The sequence below is a fragment of the Schlesneria sphaerica genome (genome assembly GCF_044336245.1).
Taxonomy (GTDB): Bacteria; Planctomycetota; Planctomycetia; order Planctomycetales; family Planctomycetaceae; genus Schlesneria; species Schlesneria sphaerica.
Window position 1 is genome coordinate 850,539 of record NZ_CP172346.1, and the last position, 18,511, is coordinate 869,049.

The window sequence follows — 18,511 nt, forward strand, 5'->3', positions numbered from 1 at the left end:
TGGAAATTTTGTTTTTATCCCGGCCTCCTTCGGCACATCGCGATTTTCTGGAGCTTCAGGTGTTTTGCAACAGAACCGATCGATCTGCCGCTTTGTAAAACAAATCGAGCAGAGGGCACGCGTTCGTTTCAGAACGCAGGGCATTCGATCGCAGCGTGAGCAGGCCAATTGGCCTTGTCAGGCGTGTGAAACAATGATTCCGCGAGCGTCGGTCATTCCCGAAAGCCGAGCTTCGAATTTTCCGCGGAGCGCTTGAGTTAATTTCGCAGAGACTCACCGGTTGGCTGATTGAGCCGGGGGGACGGCGTCGCAAACCGCAGAATGCGAGCGAGAGACCGTTCACCTTTCTCATTTTCGATCATAGGCGCTTGCTTATCAGTGAAAATGCGGTGCAGATGAGCTCTGTATCGCGATATCAACCGGAGGTCATTGTCTCATGTCTCGGTCGCGCTGTCTCTCCAAGCCTGTCACGAAACCTCGGCGTGAGGTGATCAGGAATGTTCAGAAAATCTCACCGCGGGTGCGCCCGAAATCCGTCTCTCCTGAACTGATCGAGCGGATCCGACAGCTGATGGAGCGGTCGATTGAATTTGTGCCTCACCCCGATTTCGACTCCCCTCGAGCCGAAATTGCAATACAAAGCTCCTGCCCCCCGGCAGCCAAGACGTCCGCTGGAGGAGCCAATGGGAAAGTGGGAATCGTTTTCGTATCCGGCCTGGTCGATGCGCCACTGCTATCGCCTGAAGAAGAGAAGTGCTGGTTTAAAGAGATGAACTTCCTCAAGTTTCGAGCAGAGCGGAATCGGCGGCGGCTTGATCTGAGACGCCCTGACCTTGCTCTGGTTGAACAGATTGAGTCGGATCTGGATGCAGCCGTGGAAGTTCGTAACCGAATTGTGCAAGGAAACGTGCGACTGATTGTCGCGTTGGCCAAGAAGCTCACAAATTCCCTGGATTTGATGGGCGATCTGATCAGTGAAGGGATGGTTCCCCTGATTCGGTCCGTGGAATTATTTGATATCGGTCTGGGGAACCGCTTCAGTACTTACGCAACATGGGCCATTCGCAATCAGATGTTGCGTTCGCTCAAACGGAGTCGCTTCAGCACCGAGATTGAGCCCGGTGAAGATGCTCCCTCATTGGAGAATCTTCCCGACTGGCGAACATTGCCCACTACGGATGAGACCACTCATGACCTACGTGTCACAACGGTCAATCGGCTCCTGCAGAGCCTTTCAGATCGCGAGAGACAGATTTTGACAGCCCGCTTCGCACTGAATGGTCAACCGGCTGGTCAAAGCCTGGCAGACATCGCCGAACAGACGGGGCTGAGCAAAGAACGCGTCCGGCAGATTGCAATCAACTCCATTTCGAAGTTGCGCGAGTCAATGACGTATGACGAGTTTGAAGCAATGAGCTAGCGACCCTACCAGCGGATACTGTCATGAGTCCCGAATGGCAAGATGCTTCTTGAGTCCTGCTCTGCAAAGTGGGCAGAGACTCACCTTTCAGAACACGACCGCCTTCAGCGGTCTTCGGCAAGTTCACGCGAGAACGCAGTACATTTGATCTTCGATTTCCGCCGCGTACTCTGTGCTGAAATCGACGGGGCACTCGGTGGCGCTTTCTTCCGCTACCACAATTTCCGTAACCGCCTCATTGGCATCGGTGCTCGCTTTCGAATCTTCAGTCGATCCGTCGACGGGCTCGGTTTCGAATCGCACGAGTTCAGAGCGACGAATCCGAATGTGATCAGGGGCAACAATTCCCAGCTTTACTTTCCCCGAACCGATTTGCGTGATGGTGATGACAACATCGTTTCCGATCGAGATCGATTCTGATTTCTTTCGCGTGAGTACGAGCATAATTCACAGTCCTTTGAATAACGAATCTGTCTCAGATTCGACGCAGTGTAAGTGTCAGGTGATCGACACTGACCAACCTGATGTGAGGTGTGTAATGCAACCGCGATGCCAGATCGAAATTTCATGCGCATAATTATTCGCGGATTCCGTTCAATCGCATGAAAACAGGCGGTTTCCTCGTGAAAACGCCCAGAGGCCAACTGGAATTTGCCATTTCCGTCAAGACCAGTTCTGGAAGAATTTACAAGGGCGGGGTAACTTCCGTTTGCAACCGCGTGTCGGCGGGAACCCGGCGCGGGGGAACTTGAGAAAAACGTGTTCCCGAGACCCGCTTCGATTGAATGTTTATGACTGACGCCATACCGCGCCCGAACTCGCCTCGCGGTCTCTTCATCACTGGGACTGACACCAGCGTGGGGAAGACACATGTGACCTGCATCATCGCTCGTCAATTGATTTCCCACGGACGTCGCACAGCCGCCTACAAGCCGGTCTGTTCAGGTGCGATCGCCGTTCAGCCAGCTCTTTCGGGCACGGATCGCACGACACAGTCATTTACGGGAGCTGTTACAGGTTCAAAGTTACTTTGGGAAGACATCGAACGATTGAGCAACGCGACGGACCGGTTCTGGCCGGAATCGATCGTGTGCCCTCAAAGATTCGTTGCACCGCTCGCTCCGCCGGTTGCGGCAAGACTCGAAGGAACGACTGTCGATTTCGACGCTGCGGTCCTGGGGGCCTACGGCTTCCATGGTTCCGAGATTGTGCTCATCGAAGGGGCGGGTGGATGGCTTTCGCCTCTGACAGAGTCGCAATCGGTCGCAGATCTGGCAAAGGAGCTGAGAGTTCCGATCCTGGTCGTTTCACGCAGCGGTCTGGGAACGATCAACCATACTCTGTTGACCATCGAAGCGATTCGCGCACGAGGACTCGCCGTGGCTGGGGTGGTCCTCAATCAACCGACCCCGGCAGACGGCGATTTATCCAGTCAAACCAATGCAGAGGAGATATCGCGCCGAGGAGAGGTTCCCGTGCTTGGTATCGTAACCCACGGGGCAAAAAGCGAATTGCAACGGGACGGACAGACCGTCACAATTCCCTGGTACGAATTAGCGGGGAGGCTGATCAACGAACCACCTCGCACGCAACCCATTATCGATCAGGGGAGTTTCATGGCCCGGGAAGTGAGATGCGAACGGTGCCAGGAAGCTTTCCTCATCGAAACGGACGACATCGTCGGAAACTGCCCCAAGTGCGGCGAGGAATTGGCAGGTGGCAACTCCGCGGCGGTTCCGCTGGGACTATTCAGTGTTGGTGAGCCACAAGAGTTCCCTCCGTCGGAAGCCGTCGAAACGGCCGGCGTAACCTCAGATGCGGTGTGGAGTCCTGCCGTTACGGAGATTCGTTCGTTAGACAGAGTAACTCCTCGTCCAGCGTCCAAAGCGACGGTCACCAGGAAAGAAACTGGAGCCAATCCGACAGAGTCTCAACAGTCGCGACTGGCGTTCTGGCTGGTCGTTGTCGCAAGTTACGCGAGCCTGCTCACGATCTATGTCATTTATCAGAATTTTTTTCGCAAACCCCATCAACTTGAAAGTCTCCCAGACCTTCTGAGCGTGCAGCAATCGGGTGGAACGGTCGCTGTGCCCTTACCCGAAAACGATCTGCCAGCGGGGCATGAATTGCGGCTGGGCCAGTCGCGCAGATATGGCGACATCGTGGTGACCCCTCTGCGAGTCAGTCGCGGTCCGATCAATTTTTCGCACTACACTGGTAACGAAGTACTGGTTCGCAGTCCTTCCGATCCCGTGCTGAAACTTTGGTTTCGATTCGAGAACGTCTCGCCCCACCAGTCGATCAGGCCTCTCGATCCGACGCTGATGTATTTCAGACTTGAGGCTGACTCCGTCCTGGCGTTCAACGTCATTTTTCCAGCCAGCGACCAGAAATTGAAAGAAGGACGTCGCTACTACCATTTCGACCGTCTCCCCGCAGAGAGTGAGTGGCGGATCGCCGGTCACGAAACGGGTCGACTGTTGGCTCCTGGGGAAGACTTTGAAACATTCGCTCCTTCCCAGGAAGGCATCGAGGATCTCTCGGGTGAAGTGGTCTGGCGGATCCATTTTCGAAAGGGGCATGGTCCCAAAACGGGAAATGGAGTGACAACCCTGATCGATGTCCGATTCCACAGCGACGAAATACAGGAAGAAGTCTGACAAACTTCCACCCTGATATCGAGCGATCTCCCCCGCTCAACCCTTCTTCGGAGCCATTGAGATGGTACGGTAGAAGACCGCGATCTTGTGAGAAGTCTCGGCATCTGGGTAAGAATGTTGCCTCACTTCCAGGTCGTGTTCCGGGGAAGTGCGTCGCCCATATGAACCTGTCGATTCGAGCGGGGCGTGAATGGCCTGCTGGGTCAGACTTGTGAAGCGGCGCGACTTCGCAGTCCCAATGCGAATCTGGTAATTTGTGCGTATGAGGAAATATCTGCAATCATTGGCCGACGGAGACGACACGTTACAGTCGGAGTTTCAGGATTATCTTGAAAGCGTTGGTTTTCGAGATGTGCCCGGGGCCCTTTCCCGTCTGAGAGCGCTTTGCGGCCCTCCTGATGCTGCTGATTGCCTGTCGCGATTGCTGAATACAATTTCCGATATGGTCGACGCAGATGAGTTGCTGGTCGATTTTGAACGTTACGTACTGCGAGTCAGTGATCGAGCCGAGCTTTACCATTTTCTGACTGAGCAGCCACGGGGGCTGGAATTGCTGGTGAAGCTGTTCGCCAGCAGTCGGTATCTGACGGAGACATTGCTTCGTGATCCCAGCGCTTTGCGACGTCTGGTTCAGCACCGTCTTCTGGCCGACGTCAAATCTCGCGAAGAGTTCACGGACGAGGCGCTCGAAGCTGCCGAGGACGACTCTTCAATGGCGGGGAAGCTCGATGCGCTGCGTCGATATCAGCGATCAGAGCTTTTGAGGATTGGTGTTTGCGACGCATTCGGCCTGGTCGACTTTCGAACGGCAACAGTTCAGCTAAGTTTGCTGGCGGATGGGTTAATCGAAGCGTGTTTGAGACTCGTTTCGACCGAGATGAAAGTCGATCCCAAAGGTTTTTCGGTTCTCGCGATGGGAAAGCTGGGGGGGGAGGAACTGAACTACAGTTCCGATATTGACCTGATCTTTCTTTTCCAACCGGTCGACGAGTCCAGCAGTTCGACCAGAGGCAGCGGTGACGGCATTGAACTTGGGAATTCCGGCTCTTCCCCCTTTGCGCGGTTGACTGTCGCAACGGCGGTTAATCTTGCCCAGCGATTGATCAGAGCCCTTCAGGATGCAACGGGTGAAGGATTCCTGTACCGAGTCGACATGCGGCTCCGCCCCTGGGGACGGGCAGGTGAACTGGTCGTGCAAGTCCCTGCTTACCTCCAGTATATCCGAAATCAGGCAGAGCTTTGGGAGAAGCAGGCACTGCTCAAGGGGCGCGTCGTAGCGGGCGATTTTTCAGTGGGAGCCCGACTACTGAGAGAAGCAGCACCGCTGATTGTCGGACACTCTGAAGAAGATGTCCGAAAAAGTGTTCGTTCTTCAAAGCGGCAGATTGAAGCGGACCTGGAACGACGGGGACGGGCATTCGGTGAAGTTAAATCAGGCAGCGGGTCGATCCGTGACATTGAGTTTATCGTCCAGTCCCTGCAGCTCGTGCATGGGCAGCGATTCCCACACATCCGCACGGTGAACACGCTCGATGCACTGGTGCGACTTTCTGATGTCGACCTGATTCAGGCAGACGAATACCGCTGCCTGACGGACGGATACGTTTTCCTGCGGACGATCGAGCACTCGCTGCAACTGCTCCAGAACAGGCAGGAACACTTGCTGCCAACTGATCCGCAGGAAATGACCGCTCTTGCGCGCAGGCTGGATTTCCGAGACGGCGAGCACTTTCTCGTCCATTATAGACAGTATTGTAGTGCCATCCGTAAAGTATTTAATAAGTACCTGCCCCCCGCCCCGGATGGTATGCCTCTGGAAGAGATCAGCAGTCGATCACTACGCGATACTCGCACCTCAACGAGCGACTCCGTCATGACTCATTTCACGAGCAAGTCGGCGACTGATTTCACCCAAGAGACGGTCTTCAGTGAAGAAGAACGTCACGAACATCAGGCGTTACTGCAAACGCTGACTTCTGAGAAGCCCGTCATCGTTCTCGCCAAGTCGGATGGTGCAGGTTCATGGCGTGTCCGAGTCCTGGGGATCGACCACCCCGGGGAACTGTCACTCATTTGCGGATTATTGTTTGTCTACGGTTTCGACATTGTCAACGGGATCGCATCCACTGCTGAGCCTGTCACTCAAGGGGACGCGGCCAAAACTCGCGAATGCAAGTTTGTCGATGTTTTCACCGTTCGGTCTTCAATCGAAGCAGTCATGTCCGAAGTCTGGAACTGCTACGAATCTGACCTGACAGAGTTAGTTCAACTCGCACAATCCGGGTTGAGTCATGAAGCCCAGGGACGCCTTGCGTCACGGGTCGCAGACGCACTGGAAGACTCGCCCGACCTGGCAACAAAGCCAGCTCCACTGGAAGTCAGCTTCGACAACCAGTCGCATGAGCGGTTTACAGTCCTGCACATCCGTGGTGAAGACACGATTGGCTTCCTTTATGAACTGACGAACGCGTTAGCTCTCAGCGGAATTGCCATCGAAGGGATGTTCGTCAGTACTGACCTCAATGTCGCAGCGGATATTCTCTATGTCACAGACGCTGCCCGACGTGGCAAGATCCTCGATGAACGGCGAATGCAGGAGCTTCAGGCAGCGATTGTGCTGATTAAGCACTTCACTCATCTGCTTCCAGGCTCGCCGAACCCGGAGGCTGCTCTCATCCACTTTCGTTCATTCCTGGGCGAATTGTTCCAGCAGCCAGACTGGACAGAACAGTTCTCGTCGCTTGAACGGCCTGAAGTCCTGACTGCGCTGGCAAAGGTCCTTGGGGTGAGCGATTTCCTGTGGGAAGATTTCCTGCGGCTGCAATATGCCAACCTCTTTCCGGTCCTGCGTGACATCACCGGAATCGAAGAAGCGAAATCGAAATCCTTGCTCTGGCGTGACCTCGCGATTGAGCTGGCAGATATCGATGATCCGGCAGTACGTCGTCGGTCCTTGAACGCGTTCAAGGACCGCGAAATGTTCCGAATTGATCTCCGCCACATTCTTGGACGATGCGGAGACTTCGATCGGTTTGCCGAAGAGCTGACTGACGTTGCCGAGGTGGTTGTTTCGACCAGTCTGCAACTGAGTGAACTCGAATTTCACGATCGGTACGGGGTACCGAAATGTGCTGATGGTGATCGAGCTTCGATGGTCGTCTGCGCACTGGGGAAATGCGGTGGCCGCGAACTCGGTTTTGCTTCTGATATCGAGTTGCTGTTTGTCTATGACAAAGATGGGATGACCGACGGACGCGAGTCGATCGCCAATGCGACGTACTATCAGCGACTCGTCGAATCCTGCGTGCATGCCATCCGGGCTCGACAAGAAGGGATCTTCCGAATTGACCTGCGACTTCGTCCATATGGACGATCTGGGCCACTGGCAGTCTCGCTTGATGCATTTCGGCGTTACTTTGATCCCCAAGGCGCTGCCTGGCCCTACGAACGTCAGGCGCTGGTAAAGTTGCGTCCGATCACAGGGGACCCTGGACTTGGAGAGAAACTGATCTCACTCAGAGATAAGTTCCTGTATGACGGTCCTCCTTTCGACTTCGCCTCAATGCGGGCCATGAGAGAGCGGCAGGTCCGACAGCTCGTTGCGACCGGCGAGTTCAATGCGAAGCTTAGCCCGGGCGGCCTTGTCGATATTGAATACTTCGTTCAGGCCATGCAGATTACCCACGGCTCAAGGCACGCGAGTCTGCGGGTGACGAATACGCGCATCGCGATGGACGAAATGCATCGAACGGGGGTATTGACCGAATCAGACTATCGAGCTCTGCGAAACGCGTATGGCTTTTTCCGCAGGCTGATCGATGCATTGCGTATGGTCCGGGGTGATGCGCGCGACCTGACGGTCTCCGGTCCTTCGAGCCAGGATTTCCATTTTCTGGCTCGTCGGTTGGGCTACGGATCGTCACCTCAAAAACTTCATCGCGACCTGAACCAGCACATCGAAGTGGTCAACGATCTTGTCCGCAGACAGGCGGAGGTGGTGTGAAGCCATGGGAGCCGTTTCCAACCGAGCGTCAGAAAGCATTCAGCCCACGGCGTCGATTCGCGTCCTGCGGCATCGGGCTCGATTGCTGAAAGTGATGCGGGATTTTTTTGACCACGAAGGATTCTTCGAGGTCGAAACTCCGATACTATCGATCGACACCGTCGTCGATGCATGGCTGGAGCCATTCGTGGCGGATTGGATTCCACTCGGATGCAACTGGCGTACGGACGGCAGCGCCAGATACCTGCAGACGTCGCCCGAGTTCGCCATGAAACGCTTGATGGCAGCAGGAGCGGGTGCGATCTATCAGCTGGGAAAAGTCTTTCGTAACGGCGAATCGGGGCAACGTCACAATCCGGAATTCACGATGCTGGAATGGTACCGACAAGGCGATGACCTTCAGGCATTGATGAGTACCACCGAGCAACTCGTTCAACGAGTCATCTCTGCGACCACCGCACTTCCCGGCTTTACCCCCACAGCGGACTCCTCCGCACTCTATGACCGAGTCATGGACCCACGCGGTTTCGAGCAGGTCACGTACCGTGAGGCCTTCATCCGACGACTAGGGACTGAAGTCTTAAGCTGTTCCATGGACGAGATTTGGGGAATCGCAAGCACGAATCAACTGGTCCCCCCTCCCGGGCTCGACCTGGACGACCGAGACGGCTGGCTCAATTTTCTGCTAGCCGAGCTGATTGAACCGGAACTTGGCCGAGGGAGACCCACGTTTCTCGTGGACTATCCGGCAAGTCAGGCCGCGTTGGCCCGATTGTCTCATGACGGGCTGACAGCGCATCGTTTTGAGCTCTACCTAGACGGAATTGAACTGTGCAACGGTTATGACGAGTTGACCGATGCCACCACGCTGCGTGATCGAATACGCGAACAGACCCGAATACGCGAAGCGGTCGGCTTGCGTCCCCTGCCGCAGCAAAGTCGCCTGCTCACCGTCATGGAAAAGGGCCTGCCCCCCTGTTCGGGCAATGCTCTCGGTGTGGATCGCTTAATAATGCTTGCCCTGGGCTTGAAGACGATCTCAGAAGTCATCCCCTTTCCTTTTGAGATCGCTTGAGCATTTGCTTTCTGCGGTTTTGTCGCGAAGATAGGGACTGGTTTCGTGGGCACAATACGGTCGGATGGGGTCGAGCGAAGAAGGAAATCCCCTCAGTTCCGTAGCGTATGTCACGACGTTGTATTGAGGGCCATCATCGATCTTCCCGGACTGCTGCCAGCGAACGGAGGTCGCAACCACTCATGGACCAGGCAGGAAATCCTGTAACGACAGCTTGGATGTGCTTCAACGGCATCGATTGTCGCACTCCGCAAGTCGTCGAAGGAGTCGCTTTGTGAAGGATTCCGCCTTGAAAAGCTTCATCGGTACCGCGCAACGGAATTCGAGAATGGACTCAGACAGAGGCGGTGGTTCGCCACACAGGTGCGCTGCAAACAGGCCGCAGGTTTCAGATGTTTTTTCTGCGCATGTTCCCGGCGTCAGGCAGACTCCGTTGTACTCTAAGATGGTAGGTCGCGGGTGTCTGGTCCTTGCGCTCTTCATCTCGTCCCTGCCCGTGGCAGAGTGCGCTGATCTCGCCGAAAACGAAGTCAAACAGGCAATTGAGCGTGGTAAGAAGTTTCTGATTCAGGAACAGGCACAGGATGGGTCTTGGGTTGCGGAGCCAGAAGTCCAGGTCGGGATCAGCAGTCTGTGCGTGCTGTCGCTGCTCAATTCGGGCATGACCGCACAAGACCCGACCATTCGCCGGGGGCTGCAGTATCTTCGTTCCCGCAGCCAGGACGATTTCGGAGGACGCAACGAAACCTACCAGGTGTCGCTCATGATCATGGCCTTATCGGCCGCCAAAGAGAAATCGGACGCTGTAAGAATTGCTGATCTGGCACAGCGTCTGGAAAATGGGCAGATCACCTCCAATAACGTCGGTGCCTGGTCTTACGGTTTAAAGAATGTCTCTCAAAATCTGGGAGATCAAAGCAACACACAATTCGCGATCCTTGGTTTGCGAGAAGCAGTCGAAGCGGGTGCGAGTGTGAGCCGACGGACCTGGGAGCGTGCGCGTGACTATTGGGAGAGAAATCAGAGTCCCGTCGATGGGGGTTGGGGCTATCTGGTAGGGGGCGCGGACGGCGACGTCGGCAGGCCCCGCAGCAGTGGAAGCATGACCGTCGCTGGCGTCGCCTCACTCGCGATTATTCAACAGATGCTCCTGTCCGATGCCGACGTTGCCGCGGATGGTAGCCCCCCCTGCTGCAATGAACGGCCCAATGATATGGCGATTCAAAACGGACTGAACTGGCTCGGCCGGAGTTTTTCAGTCCACCATAATCCCGGTGGCCCCGGCCATTCCTGGCTGCTCTATTACATCTACGGGATTGAACGCGCGGGACGACTGACGGGACAGAGGTTCTTCGGAGATTATGACTGGTACCGTGAAGGAACAGCCAAACTTCTCGCCATTCAGAATCCCGTCGACGGGCACTGGGTCGGCACCGGAACCTACGAAAGTCGGCCTGTCTGTGGCACCAGTCTGGCTCTGCTCTTCCTGTCTAAAGGTCTGTCGCCCGTTCTCGTCAACAAGCTGAAGTACGGCATGCGACATCCCAATAACCCAAACGTGCTGCTGGATAACAACTGGAATCGCCATCCCCGAGATGTCAGAAACTTAACTGAGTTGATCAGCAGCATGCCTCGATGGCCGAAATTGCTGACGTCCCAGGACCTCGACCTTGCTCGGGCGGTGAAGACGGGAGGGATCAATTCTATGATGCAGGCTCCCGTCCTGTTCATCACAGGACCCGGCCGGCTGTCGTTCTCTCCCGCCGAAACCCAACTGATCAAAGAGTATCTGGAAGAAGGCAATTTCATTTTTGCCTGCCCTACCTGTCAGGGCGACGACTTCGAGGCCAGCTTTCGTGAGCTCGTCACTCAGATCGTTCCCCCAGGAGAAGGTGAGCTGAAACTGCTTCCTCCCGATCATCCGGTTTATCGGATCGAACACCCGTTGCAGCCGGATGGCGTTAAGCTTTACGGCGTTGATTTCGGATGTCGTACGTCGATTATGTACTCACCCGAAGATCTGGGGTGTTTGTGGGATTATTGGGCGAAGGTTGATCCTCCCAATCGAAACGTGCAGCTCAAAGCCAAAATCGTCCGTGCGACACAGATTGGCGTCAACGTCATGGCCTACGCCACGGGTCGTGAACCACCCGACAAAACTCAAGTTCGAGAGGTCGCACAAAACAAGGGTGAACTCGATCAGATCGAGCGGGGTTTGCTCCAGATTGCTCAGATCAAGCATGAAGGAGCCTGGAACGCGGCACCGCGCGCGCTTCGCAATTTGCTGACTTCCCTCAATGAAAGTGTGGGAATGGCGGCATCGACGAAAACCCGTGATTTAATGCTGTCTGACAAGAACATTTTCCGCTATCCGATCCTCTACATGCACGGCCGGAACCGGTTCACCACTCCCGAGGATGAGCGTCAGCAACTGCGACTGTATCTCGATCGCGGAGGCGTCCTCGTCGCAGATTCGTGCTGCGGTGCGAAGCCATTCGACAAATCATTTCGCGACTTGATCAAGCAGGTCTACCCCGATCGCAAATTGGAACGAATTCCTGTGACTCACGAACTCTTTTCGGAAAAGATCGGGCAAGACATCAGATTGCTGAGGCGCCGTACGGCGGAGGGGGGTGAAAATACGGTGGGAGGCAACTTCACGACTCGAGCCACTGAACCCATCCTGGAAGGAATCGAGGTCGATGGTCGGTATAGCGTGATCTACAGCCGTTACGACATCAGTTGCGCACTCGAACGTCAAACATCGGGGAACTGCGAGGGCTACCTCCCGGAAGACGCTGTCAAACTGGGGACCAACATTATCCTCTATTCGATGCTACAGAACCTGCGACTTCAGCCGGGAGAGATTGCTCCTTAAGTTCCAAGGTGCAAAATCCCGTTTGTCAGGCTCATTCGGATTTCTAATCCGTTACCGTGACCCGCCTGTTCGGTTCAATCCACCAACGGACCGTGTTGCTCGTCATCCCCTGGACTATCGAACTGCCATGAGAATCGTGTCACTCCTTCCCAGTGCGACTGAAATCATCTGTTCGATGGGCCTGGGTGACCAGTTGGTCGGTGTCACGCATGAGTGTGACTATCCATTTCCCGTTCGTTCGCTGCCAAAGGTTACCCGGACACTGATTCCGACGGATGCATCCAGCCGTGAAATTGATGATCTCGTCCGCGAGCGTCTGCAAACCGAGAAAGCCCTCTACACCCTTGATCTTCCAGTGCTGAGTCGGCTCAAACCAGATTTAATTGTGACGCAGGCACTCTGCGATGTCTGTGCCGTCGCCGAGTCGGAAGTGAATGCCGCCATCTGCACGCTTCCGGGACGTCCTCAAGTCGTGAATCTGGAACCAACGACCCTCTCTGAAGTTTTCGGATGTTTGGATCTCGTCGGTCGCGCTGCAGGTGCAACAAAACAAGCGGCAGACGCCATCGCGCAACTTCAGGCACGCGTCTCCGCTGTCAGGGAACGGGCAGAGCAAGTCACTAACCGACCGCGCGTGCTGTTGCTGGAGTGGATTGATCCTCCCTTCAGTTCCGGGCACTGGTCACCGGAACTCGTCCGGATCGCCGGAGGTGCAGAAGTCCTCGGACAAGAAGGCAAACCTTCAAGAACAATTGGATGGGATGAAATCGTCGCAGCGCGTCCCGAAGTCGTCGTGATCGCCTGTTGCGGATTCGATGTCGAGCGAACTTGCCAGGACCTTCCGATTCTCGCCCGTAATCAAGAATTCATGAATCTGCCCGCAGTACGCGATGGACGCATCTATCTGATGGATGGAAACGCATACTTCAGTCGACCAGGACCAAGGTTGGTTGAGAGTCTCGAGATTCTCGCCCACGCGCTGCATCCCGCGCTTCATCCGCTTCCAAAGGGATTGGAACCCGCTCGGCAGGTGACGTGGGATACGCGACTTGGCCCACTTGCGACTGGTACCTAAGTGGACAACAGGTCTGCTCGACAAGTATGTCGCTTGGTTCCACGGAATTGGCTCCGCCGGTCTCCTGTCTACCAATGGTTCATCAGAGACCGGGTATCGGTCGGGAGAGATCTGTCAAAGCGGGTCAGTGAATCGCGTGGATGGGTCGAACCAGCGGAATTCTCACTCGCTTCCGCCAGCCGCAGCAGACTATTTTTCAGGGCGAGCGACCTTGTTCCCATACACAAGGACATCATCGAAATTGCCCGTGTCGTCGAACGATCCGATTCCCACCTGTCCCCAGGTGAAAGTCTTGTCGACGGCCGTCATGACGGGTTCGCTCATGTCGTCAAAAAAGACTTCGATCTTTCCACTGTCTACATCGCGAGTGACACGAGCGTGATGCCATTCCTTGTCCCAGGGTGTCCCCGCCGTGGTCTTCGTTGAGATTTTTTTACGAGGTTGGTCGTTCACGATGAAGATCTGATTCGCGTGATCGTCCGCCTGTTGGCCCAGATGGACGTAGTACATGTGCGCCGGATCCTGATAACCGAAAAACAGGCATAAAGAACGATGTGGGTAATCTTCTGAAGTCGATTGAAGGCGAACATCAAGTACGCAACTCCCCACGACGACATCTTTCGCAACAGATCGGTTAAACGGTGAGCGAACCGGCGTCTTCGTCTCGATGTGTTGAAACTGACTCCAAATCGCATTTGGCCCTTGCTCAATCCGCTTCCAGGCCCTGGCGTCGCTGGGTTCCCAACGGGTCGCCGGATCACCGGTTTCAAAATCATCTTGGAATACCAGAGGCAGTCCGAGCAGCCTCGCAGCCGGTTCCTCCGCCACAGACACGCCGGCCATCAGAACCATCGCAACCAGCAGGACTGCCCAATTCAGACGCAACAGTTGGCTCAAAGCAAATCGCATCAGTGATCTCGCTGAAAAGTACTCAACAGAGGGTTGATTACTTTCACGATTGCGGGAACCTTTCCAACTGGCAAGTGACGCACGAATAAAATAAGGTTAATACGACGAGAACAGTTTGGGATCCGGTCGAGCTCTTGCGGCTTGCACTCCCTCATGGAGATATGGTTGTGATCGAAGTTCGAAGTATGCTCGCGTGGTCGCTTCTGTTCTGGATTCCCGTCGAGGCAATTGCGTCGAACGAGATTGACTATGCCCGAGACATCAAGCCTGTTCTTTCTCGTCGCTGTTACTCGTGTCACGGCTCATTAAAGCAGGAAAACGATCTGCGGCTGGATACCGTCGACCTCATGAAATCAGGAGGAGCCACAGGTCCGGTACTGGTGGCAGGCGATGCAGGTCAGAGCCGAATCCTCTCGGCCATTCAAGGGACCGAAGGTGTCTCTCGAATGCCGCCCGAGGGAGAGCCGCTGTCGCCTGAGCAGATCGACCTGATTAAACGATGGATCGAGAACGGGGCTCTGGCCCCCCACGAAGAACCTCAGAAGGACCCCGCTCAGCACTGGGCGTATCAGTTGCCAGTCCGTGCCCCATTGCCCACGGGAATTGACCCTGCCTGGTCGGAAAATGTGATCGACGCATTCATCGCTGCAAGCCATCAGCAGCATCACCTGACGGCCAGTCCGATGGCGCCGAAGCATGTGCTGCTGCGGCGAGTTTATCTCGATCTGATCGGACTGCCCCCCACGCGGGAACAGATGAATGCCTTCCTCGCCGATGATAGTCCTGAGGCTTGGGAACGGGTCGTCGATCAACTGCTGACCAGCCCTCAATATGGTGAACGGTGGGGACGGCATTGGATGGACGTCTGGCGTTACAGCGACTGGGACGGGTATGGGCAGGAAGTCCGCGAGAGCAAGCCGCACATCTGGCGTTGGCGCGACTGGATTATCGAATCGCTGAACGCGGACAAAGGGTATGACCAGATGCTGCAGGAGATGCTCGCGGGCGACGAGATTGCTCCCGAAGATCCTCAAGTGCGCCGCGCAACCGGATATCTCGTCCGCAACTGGTTCTCGTTCAATCGCAACGTCTGGCTGGACGCAACAATCGAGCACACAGCCAAGGCCTTTCTGGGCACAACGCTCAATTGTGCCCGGTGCCATGACCACATGTATGACCCGTTGGCTCAGAAAGAGTATTACCAGTTTCGAGCCTTTTTTGAGGCGCATGATGTCAGGACCGATCGCGTTGTGGGACAACCCGATATCGGCAAAGACGGGCTGGTGCATGTGTACGACGGTCGGCACGATGCTCAAACCTACCTCTTCCGACGTGGCAATGAGAAGGAATTCGACAAAGAACAACCTCTCCCTGCGTCACTTCCCGCAATCTTTGGCAAGACCGATCTCAAAATTGAACCGATTCCGCTTCCCGCAACGTCCTATTACCCCGGATTGCGACCGTTCCAGCAGTTGGAGACTTCGCAACAGTCGCAAGCAGCCTTTGACGGGGCCCAGAATGCACTCACCGCCGCACGCGAGAAACTTGCAGCGGTAAAACAGGAGCTGGCTCAAAAACCCGAGGACCCGACGCTCGCTCAACAAGCTGGCATTGAACAACTACGCCTGCAATCCGCCGAACGAGGTGCCGCGACGGCACTTTCCAATCTTCTCTGGACCCAGGCTCGCATTCAGGCTGATCGAGCGAACTATGGAACTCCTCCGTCGGAAAATCGTGAAGACCTGACGCGGATCGCTGCACTGGCCGAGCGTGACTACAACCTTCGCCAGGCAGAACAGAACCTCACCGACGCTGAACTGAAACTCGCCGAAGCAAAAAAGGATCCTGCCAACACAAATGCCATTACGACTGCCGAAACGGCCCTGGCGACTGCCATCAAGGGCCGCGAAACGGCAATCGAAGCTCTCAAACAGCCGCCGACCGATTACACGAGGTTCGGACCGGTCTATCCCGTTACCAGCACTGGTCGACGACTGGCGCTAGCTCGCTGGATCGGCAGTCAAAACAACCCTTTGACGGCCCGTGTGGCGATTAATCACATCTGGTTGCGACACTTTGGCCAGCCCCTGGTCCCTACGGTTTTCGATTTTGGATTGAACGGGAAAGCCCCCACGAATCCCGAACTTCTCGATTGGCTTGCCGTCGAACTGATGGAGAACGGATGGCGGATGAAGGCAATCCACAAACGGATTGTGATGAGCCGCACCTACCGACAGCAGTCTGTCGTGTTGCCGACGACTGAGCAGAACCGGTCCATCGACCCGGACAATCACTACCTGTGGCGAGCCAACCCGCGTCGGATGGAAGCAGAAGTGGTTCGTGACGCAACTCTTCTGGTTTCAGGTCGTCTTGATCTGACTTCAGGGGGCCCGGAACTGGACGAGGCATCGGGCATGGAAATCCCTCGCCGTAGCCTTTACTTCCGGAACAGTAAAGAAAAAAAGATGACGTTCCTCGATACGTTCGACCGCCCCAATGTCGTTGACTGTTATCGAAGAAGCGAAAGCATTGTTCCTCAGCAGGCATTGGCCCTGGCGAATAGTCCACTCTCATTGACGGAATCGCGGAGACTCGCACGGAAGCTCTCTGAGGAAGTTGCGACATATCCCAATGACGCTCAGGCGCAAGCGTTTGTTACCACAGCCTTCGAACGAATTCTCAACCGCCAGCCGGCCCAAGTTGAGCTCGATGAATGCGTGAACTTCCTCGCAACGCAGACGGAGACTTTGCGAGGACAGGCCACATTATCCAAATTCGGCGGTGGGACCGCATCGGCGTTTCCTCCTTCTGATCAACCTGACCAGCGCGTTCGTGAAAATCTCGTCCATGTCCTCCTCAATCACAATGACTTTATCACGATCCGCTGACGACATTATTTACGGAATAAATCACAGATCACCTCAACCTGAGGGCTGCGGTGGAAAGTAATTAAGGGAGCATCCATGGTACCTCCAGCTCGATCTGCTCAATTTCGTTCCCCGCTAAATCGACGATCATTTCTCGCAGATGTCGGTATGGGCTTTACCGGCCTCGCACTGGGTTCGATGCTCTCGCGAGATGGCATCGTGCGGGCTGATTCAACAATTCCCTTCGAAGCTCCTGATGGTCTTGGGCACCATGTCGCGAAGGCAAAAAGTGTCATCTGGATTTTCCTAGTCGGCGGTATGAGTCAGATGGAGTCGTTCGACCCCAAACCCGAACTCAATGCCTGGGCTGGTAAGACATTTGCAGAATCTCCCTATCACCACTTCCTCGATTCGCCTTACTCTAAAAAGAATCTCCGCGAACTGATCGAAGGTCTGCATCAAGTTCATCCCAAGATTTACGAGATGCAGGTAGGGTTCAAGAAGTATGGCCAGAGCGGTCTGGAGTTCTCTGACTGGTGGTCTCACCTGGGACAGCATGCCGACGACATTGCCCTGGTTCGATCCATGTGGACAACGGACAACAACCACGGGGCACAACTCCAGTTCCATACAGGTCGGCACGTTCTGGAAGGTCAGTTCCCGACCATCGGTTCATGGGTTCATTACGGCTTAGGCACTTTGAACGAGAATCTGCCGCAGTTTATCGTCATGGGTACTCCGATCGCCGATTGCTGCGGTGGACTTGGTGCTCATGGCGCCAATTACCTCGGCCCGGAACATACCGGAGTCCAATTGGCCATTGATCCCAAGAACCCACTGCCGTTCGCTTCGCCGGGTCCTGACGTTTATCGCGAAGAGCAGGCAGGGGAGTTCGGACTTCTCAGTCGCTTGAATCGTATTTCTTCCGTCGAATATCCGGACGACCAGGCTCTGGCTGCGCGAATCAAGTCCTATGAACTGGCGTTCCGCATGCAGGCTGCCGTCCCTGATATCGTTGACTTCGGGCAAGAAACGCAGTCAACGCAAGAGGCTTACGGATTGAACAACGCCACCACGAAACCATTCGGAGAACAATGCCTGGCCGCCCGCCGTCTCGTCGAAAAAGGTGTTCGTTTCGTTCAGATCTTTCATGGTTCGAACGGGGGAGCGGGTGCCTGGGATGCCCATGGCAGTCTGAAGGCGGGACACAGTGCCTTGTGCGCCCAGATCGATCAGCCCATTGCCAGTCTCATCGGAGATCTCAAGCAGCGAGGTCTGCTGGACGAAACGTTGATCGTCATCGGAACAGAATTTGGCCGCACACCGGGTGCACAGGGATCCGACGGGCGAGATCACCATCCCTACGGATTCTCGGTCGCCCTGGCGGGTGGCGGAATCAAAGGGGGGATCGCGCACGGAAAAACGGACGAACTCGGATTCCATGCAGTGGAAGATCGCCATTACGTCACTGACCTCCATGCGACGGTGCTGCAGCAGATGGGGCTCGACCCACGGCGTCTCGAAATTCCCGGTCGCAAAAGACTGGACTTGGACTTCGGTAAGCCCATCGACGAGATTGTGGCCTGAGTTGTCCAAATCCTTCAAAAAAAGGACTTTCGCACTG

10 protein-coding genes are annotated in these 18,511 nt (G+C 55.3%); 8 read left to right on the plus strand and 2 right to left on the minus strand.

Translation table 11 applies throughout. The annotated features are described in order from the left end of the window. Positions 1–520: 520 nt before the first annotated feature. Positions 521–1,420, plus strand: coding sequence for a sigma-70 family RNA polymerase sigma factor (locus tag ACGY09_RS03325; protein WP_397570458.1), 900 nt, complete (start codon positions 521–523; stop codon positions 1,418–1,420). A gap of 123 nt (positions 1,421–1,543) precedes the next feature. On the opposite strand, the gene ACGY09_RS03330 is transcribed toward ACGY09_RS03325, so the two are convergent. Beyond that, positions 1,544–1,864 (minus strand): carbon storage regulator, encoded by a 321-nt coding sequence (locus ACGY09_RS03330; protein WP_397570459.1) that lies wholly within the window; start codon positions 1,862–1,864, stop codon positions 1,544–1,546. Positions 1,865–2,211: 347 nt separating this feature from the next. On the opposite strand from ACGY09_RS03330, the gene bioD reads away from it, so the two are divergent. From bioD to ACGY09_RS03355, 5 genes are all read left to right on the plus strand, one after another. Further along, positions 2,212–4,080, plus strand: a complete 1,869-nt coding sequence (bioD, locus tag ACGY09_RS03335) for a dethiobiotin synthase (protein WP_397570460.1) — start codon at positions 2,212–2,214, stop codon at positions 4,078–4,080. 442 nt (positions 4,081–4,522) lie between these two features. Next, complete coding sequence (locus ACGY09_RS03340) at positions 4,523–8,083, plus strand: glutamine synthetase adenylyltransferase (RefSeq protein WP_397570461.1); 3,561 nt, start codon at positions 4,523–4,525, stop codon at positions 8,081–8,083. A gap of 4 nt (positions 8,084–8,087) precedes the next feature. After that, the gene (gene epmA, locus ACGY09_RS03345) at positions 8,088–9,158 is read left to right on the plus strand and encodes an EF-P lysine aminoacylase EpmA (RefSeq protein WP_397570462.1); all 1,071 of its coding nucleotides are present in this window, start codon (positions 8,088–8,090) and stop codon (positions 9,156–9,158) included. Positions 9,159–9,591: 433 nt separating this feature from the next. After that, a complete protein-coding gene (locus ACGY09_RS03350; protein WP_397570463.1) occupies positions 9,592–12,036 on the plus strand; it encodes a DUF4159 domain-containing protein in 2,445 nt (814 codons plus the stop codon). A 127-nt stretch (positions 12,037–12,163) separates the two neighbouring features. Beyond that, positions 12,164–13,111, plus strand: coding sequence for a cobalamin-binding protein (locus tag ACGY09_RS03355; RefSeq protein ID WP_397570464.1), 948 nt, complete (start codon positions 12,164–12,166; stop codon positions 13,109–13,111). 189 nt (positions 13,112–13,300) lie between these two features. Here ACGY09_RS03355 and ACGY09_RS03360 read toward each other — a convergent pair whose 3' ends face one another. Further along, the gene (locus ACGY09_RS03360; RefSeq protein ID WP_397570465.1) at positions 13,301–14,020 is read right to left on the minus strand and encodes a hypothetical protein; all 720 of its coding nucleotides are present in this window, start codon (positions 14,018–14,020) and stop codon (positions 13,301–13,303) included. Positions 14,021–14,187: 167 nt separating this feature from the next. Between ACGY09_RS03360 and ACGY09_RS03365 the strand changes: the two genes are divergently transcribed. Both ACGY09_RS03365 and ACGY09_RS03370 read left to right on the plus strand, forming a co-directional pair. Next, positions 14,188–16,908, plus strand: coding sequence for a DUF1553 domain-containing protein (locus ACGY09_RS03365; RefSeq protein ID WP_397570466.1), 2,721 nt, complete (start codon positions 14,188–14,190; stop codon positions 16,906–16,908). Positions 16,909–16,983: 75 nt separating this feature from the next. After that, positions 16,984–18,474 carry a DUF1501 domain-containing protein gene (locus ACGY09_RS03370; RefSeq protein ID WP_397570467.1) on the plus strand — a complete coding sequence of 497 codons (1,491 nt, stop codon included), beginning with the start codon at positions 16,984–16,986 and terminating at the stop codon, positions 18,472–18,474. The last annotated feature ends 37 nt before the right edge of the window (positions 18,475–18,511 follow it).

Coding starts and splice junctions, on each gene's coding strand:
- bioD (WP_397570460.1), top strand. CDS start 2,212: ATGACTGACGCCATACCGCGCCCGAACTCGCCTCGCGGTCTCTTCATC.
- ACGY09_RS03360 (WP_397570465.1), bottom strand. CDS start 14,020: ATGCGATTTGCTTTGAGCCAACTGTTGCGTCTGAATTGGGCAGTCCTG.
- ACGY09_RS03340 (WP_397570461.1), top strand. CDS start 4,523: ATGGTCGACGCAGATGAGTTGCTGGTCGATTTTGAACGTTACGTACTG.
- ACGY09_RS03355 (WP_397570464.1), top strand. CDS start 12,164: ATGAGAATCGTGTCACTCCTTCCCAGTGCGACTGAAATCATCTGTTCG.
- ACGY09_RS03330 (WP_397570459.1), bottom strand. CDS start 1,864: ATGCTCGTACTCACGCGAAAGAAATCAGAATCGATCTCGATCGGAAAC.
- ACGY09_RS03370 (WP_397570467.1), top strand. CDS start 16,984: ATGGTACCTCCAGCTCGATCTGCTCAATTTCGTTCCCCGCTAAATCGA.
- epmA (WP_397570462.1), top strand. CDS start 8,088: ATGGGAGCCGTTTCCAACCGAGCGTCAGAAAGCATTCAGCCCACGGCG.